This is a genomic window from Micromonospora sp. MA102, assembly GCF_025460765.1.
Classification (GTDB): Bacteria; Actinomycetota; Actinomycetes; order Mycobacteriales; family Micromonosporaceae; genus Micromonospora; species Micromonospora halotolerans.
In genome coordinates this window covers 1-5,330 of sequence record NZ_JAMWEG010000038.1, presented here as the reverse complement: position 1 = coordinate 5,330, position 5,330 = coordinate 1, and the positions used below count along the sequence as shown (strand labels likewise).

The window sequence follows — 5,330 nt, the reverse complement described above, 5'->3', positions numbered from 1 at the left end:
TGCAGTACCATCGGCGCTGGAGGGCTTAGCTTCCGGGTTCGGAATGTGACCGGGCGTTTCCCCTCCGCCATGACCGCCGTAACTCTATGAACATGTCAAAACAACCGTGGTTGTTCGCTCGTTCAGAGTTGCACAGTGGACGCGTAGCAGCTTGGTAGTCAAGTCCTCGGCCTATTAGTACCGGTCAACTGAACCCGTTACCGGGCTTACATTTCCGGCCTATCAACCCAGTCGTCTAGCTGGGGGCCTTACCCCACAAAGTGGGTGGGATACCTCATCTTGAAGCGAGCTTCCCGCTTAGATGCTTTCAGCGGTTATCCCTTCCGAACGTAGCTAACCAGCCGTGCCCCTGGCGGGACAACTGGCACACCAGAGGTTCGTCCGTCCCGGTCCTCTCGTACTAGGGACAGCCCTTCTCAAGTATCCTACGCGCACGGCGGATAGGGACCGAACTGTCTCACGACGTTCTAAACCCAGCTCGCGTACCGCTTTAATGGGCGAACAGCCCAACCCTTGGGACCTGCTACAGCCCCAGGATGCGACGAGCCGACATCGAGGTGCCAAACCATCCCGTCGATATGGACTCTTGGGGAAGATCAGCCTGTTATCCCCGGGGTACCTTTTATCCGTTGAGCGACACCGCTTCCACATGCCAGTGCCGGATCACTAGTCCCGACTTTCGTCCCTGCTCGACCTGTCAGTCTCACAGTCAAGCTCCCTTGTGCACTTGCACTCAACACCTGATTGCCAACCAGGCTGAGGGAACCTTTGGGCGCCTCCGTTACCCTTTAGGAGGCAACCGCCCCAGTTAAACTACCCACCAGACACTGTCCCTGAACCGGATAACGGTCCGAAGTTAGATACCCAAATCAACCAGAGTGGTATTTCAAGATTGCCTCCACCCATACTGGCGTATGGACTTCACCGGCTCCCACCTATCCTACACAAGCTAACTCAAGTACCAATGTCAAGCTATAGTAAAGGTCCCGGGGTCTTTCCGTCCTGCCGCGCGTAACGAGCATCTTTACTCGTAGTGCAATTTCGCCGGGCCTGTGGTTGAGACAGTGGGGAAGTCGTTACGCCATTCGTGCAGGTCGGAACTTACCCGACAAGGAATTTCGCTACCTTAGGATGGTTATAGTTACCACCGCCGTTTACTGGCGCTTAAGTTCTCCGCTTCGCCCCGAAGAGCTAACAGGTCCCCTTAACGTTCCAGCACCGGGCAGGCGTCAGTCCATATACATCGAATTACTTCTTCGCATGGACCTGTGTTTTTAGTAAACAGTCGCTTCCCCCTGCTCTCTGCGGCCATACAACGCTCCACCCGCGCGGGGCTTCACGTCTCCGGCCCCCCTTCTCCCTAAGTTACGGGGGCAATTTGCCGAGTTCCTTAACCACAGTTCGCCCGATCGCCTCGGTATTCTCTACCTGACCACCTGTGTCGGTTTGGGGTACGGGCCGCTAAGAACTCGCTAGAGGCTTTTCTCGGCAGCATAGGATCACTGACTTCACCTGAATCGGCTCGGCATCACGTCTCAGCCTATATGCGCCGCGGATTTGCCTACGGCACGGCCTACACGCTTACCCCGGCACAACCACCGGCCGGGCTCAGCTACCTTCCTGCGTCACCCCATCGCTTGACTACTACCCGCCAGGTTCCCACGCTCCCCACCATTGACCCGAAGGTCGCCGGCGGTTCGGGTGGTTAGCACAACGAGGTTCGTCAGGGTCGCTCTTTCGCGGGTACGGGAATATCAACCCGTTGTCCATCGACTACGCCTCTCGGCCTCGCCTTAGGTCCCGACTCACCCAGGGCGGATTAGCCTGGCCCTGGAACCCTTGGTCATCCGGCGGAAGGGTTTCTCACCCTTCTTTCGCTACTCATGCCTGCATTCTCACTCGTGCCGCGTCCACAACTGGGTCACCCCGTTGCTTCACTCGCGGCACGACGCTCCCCTACCCATCCACACACCTGCACAAGGAATCAAGTCCAAGCGAGGTTAAAATGTGAATGCCACAGCTTCGGCGGTGTGCTTGAGCCCCGCTACATTGTCGGCGCGGAACCACTTGACCAGTGAGCTATTACGCACTCTTTAAAGGGTGGCTGCTTCTAAGCCAACCTCCTGGTTGTCTATGCGACCCCACATCCTTTTCCACTTAGCACACGCTTAGGGGCCTTAGCTGGTGATCTGGGCTGTTTCCCTCTCGACTACGAAGCTTATCCCCCGCAGTCTCACTGCCGCGCTCTCACTTACCGGCATTCGGAGTTTGGCTGATTTCGGTAAGCTTGTGGGCCCCCTAGACCATCCAGTGCTCTACCTCCGGCAAGAAACACGCGACGCTGCACCTAAATGCATTTCGGGGAGAACCAGCTATCACGGAGTTTGATTGGCCTTTCACCCCTAACCACAGGTCATCCCCCAACTTTTCAACGTTGGTGGGTTCGGCCCTCCACGCGGTCTTACCCGCGCTTCAGCCTGCCCATGGCTAGATCACTCCGCTTCGGGTCTAGAGCATGCGACTGAAAACGCCCTATTCAGACTCGCTTTCGCTACGGCTCCCCCACACGGGTTAACCTCGCCACATGCCACTAACTCGCAGGCTCATTCTTCAAAAGGCACGCCGTCACCCCGCAAGGCTCCGACGGATTGTAGGCGAACGGTTTCAGGTACTATTTCACTCCCCTCCCGGGGTACTTTTCACCATTCCCTCACGGTACTCGTCCGCTATCGGTCACCAGGAAGTATTTAGGCTTACCAGGTGGTCCTGGCAGATTCACGGCAGATTTCAGGGGTCCGCCGCTACTCGGGAACACCCACAGAAGGTCAGCAACTTTCACCTACCGGACTATCACCGTCTACGGTCAGCCATTCCAGACTGTTCGACTAGCCACTGACTTTGTAACTTCTCGAACAAGTGTCAGCTTGTTCAGCAGGGTCCCACAACCCCGACCACGCAACCCCTGACAGGTATCACACGCAGCCGGTTTAGCCTCAATCCGCTTTCGCTCGCCACTACTCACGGAATCACTTGTTGTTTTCTCTTCCTGCGGGTACTGAGATGTTTCACTTCCCCGCGTTCCCTCCACACACCCTATGTGTTCAGGTGTGGGTGACACCACATGACTGGTGCCGGGTTTCCCCATTCGGACACCCTGGGATCACAGCTTGGTTGACAGCTCCCCCAGGCCTATCGCGGCCTCCCACGTCCTTCATCGGCTCCTGGTGCCAAGGCATCCACCGTTCGCCCTTGACAACTTGACCACAAAGATGCTCGCGTCCACTGTGCAATTCTCAACAAACGACCAACCCACAACCCGATCCGCCCCACACCAAACCCGACCAACGCCGGCGGTATGCGAGGCCAGGCCATGCCTGGCAACCGTCTCCCACCACCACGGGCAGGAGCAAGGTTCTGAAAGACAACCGAGGGTTGTTCCTTCAGGACCCAACAGGGTGCTCTACATCCGTTCCCAGCCGCACCAGGACTTCGTTCCACACCACCCGAAGATGGCCGTACTAGAAGGAACCCGGCCGTTGCCGAGGACGAACTCGCCAGTGTCTCCGCCATTGAGCACCCCACCACCGCATTCGGGTGGCGTGGGCTCCTTGCACCCTTTCAGGTGAAGGTGCTCCTTAGAAAGGAGGTGATCCAGCCGCACCTTCCGGTACGGCTACCTTGTTACGACTTCGTCCCAATCGCCAGCCCCACCTTCGACGGCTCCCTCCACAAGGGTTGGGCCACCGGCTTCGGGTGTTGCCGACTTTCGTGACGTGACGGGCGGTGTGTACAAGGCCCGGGAACGTATTCACCGCAGCGTTGCTGATCTGCGATTACTAGCGACTCCGACTTCACGGGGTCGAGTTGCAGACCCCGATCCGAACTGAGACCGGCTTTTTGGGATTCGCTCCACCTCGCGGTATCGCAGCCCATTGTACCGGCCATTGTAGCATGCGTGAAGCCCTGGACATAAGGGGCATGATGACTTGACGTCATCCCCACCTTCCTCCGAGTTGACCCCGGCAGTCTTCGATGAGTCCCCGCCATAACGCGCTGGCAACATCGAACGAGGGTTGCGCTCGTTGCGGGACTTAACCCAACATCTCACGACACGAGCTGACGACAGCCATGCACCACCTGTGACCGCCCCCGAAGGACCTCACATCTCTGCGAGTTTTGCGGCCATGTCAAACCCAGGTAAGGTTCTTCGCGTTGCATCGAATTAATCCGCATGCTCCGCCGCTTGTGCGGGCCCCCGTCAATTCCTTTGAGTTTTAGCCTTGCGGCCGTACTCCCCAGGCGGGGCGCTTAATGCGTTAGCTGCGGCACAGGGAACCGGAGAGGCCCCCCACACCTAGCGCCCAACGTTTACAGCGTGGACTACCAGGGTATCTAATCCTGTTCGCTCCCCACGCTTTCGCTCCTCAGCGTCAGTATCGGCCCAGAGACCCGCCTTCGCCACCGGTGTTCCTCCTGATATCTGCGCATTTCACCGCTACACCAGGAATTCCAGTCTCCCCTACCGAACTCTAGCCTGCCCGTATCGACTGCAGGCCCGCAGTTGAGCTGCGGGTTTTCACAGTCGACGCGACAAGCCGCCTACGAGCTCTTTACGCCCAATAAATCCGGACAACGCTCGCGCCCTACGTCTTACCGCGGCTGCTGGCACGTAGTTGGCCGGCGCTTCTTCTGCAGGTACCGTCACTTACGCTTCGTCCCTGCTGAAAGAGGTTTACAACCCGAAGGCCGTCATCCCTCACGCGGCGTCGCTGCATCAGGCTTCCGCCCATTGTGCAATATTCCCCACTGCTGCCTCCCGTAGGAGTCTGGGCCGTGTCTCAGTCCCAGTGTGGCCGGTCGCCCTCTCAGGCCGGCTACCCGTCGTCGCCTTGGTAGGCCATCACCCCACCAACAAGCTGATAGGCCGCGAGCCCATCCCAGGCCGAAAAACTTTCCACCACCAGTCATGCGACCGGAGGTCATATTCGGTATTAGCCCCGGTTTCCCGGGGTTATCCCAAAGCCTAGGGCAGGTTGCTCACGTGTTACTCACCCGTTCGCCGCTCGAGTACCCCGAAGGGCCTTTCCGCTCGACTTGCATGTGTTAAGCACGCCGCCAGCGTTCGTCCTGAGCCAGGATCAAACTCTCCAACAAAAATCTTTGCTGAACAATCATCCTGACAACAAAAGTGTTGCCAAAGGAATCCCAACCAGCAGAACCCTCCGAAGAAGACCTGCCAGTCCGGGGTATAAATCAATTTGGCACTGGCTTATCAAGCACCCTGTTGAGTTCTCAAAGAACAACCACACACCATCCGGAAACCCCACATC

General features: G+C 57.8%; 3 rRNA genes. All 3 read right to left on the bottom strand.

The window, feature by feature from the left end:
* Positions 1 to 81, bottom strand: a 5S ribosomal RNA gene (rrf, locus tag NFX44_RS33175); the annotation flags it as partial.
* A gap of 73 nt (positions 82 to 154) precedes the next feature.
* Positions 155 to 3,263: ribosomal RNA gene (locus tag NFX44_RS33170) — 23S ribosomal RNA — on the bottom strand.
* A gap of 376 nt (positions 3,264 to 3,639) precedes the next feature.
* Positions 3,640 to 5,154, bottom strand: a 16S ribosomal RNA gene (locus NFX44_RS33165).
* Positions 5,155 to 5,330: the final 176 nt, after the last annotated feature.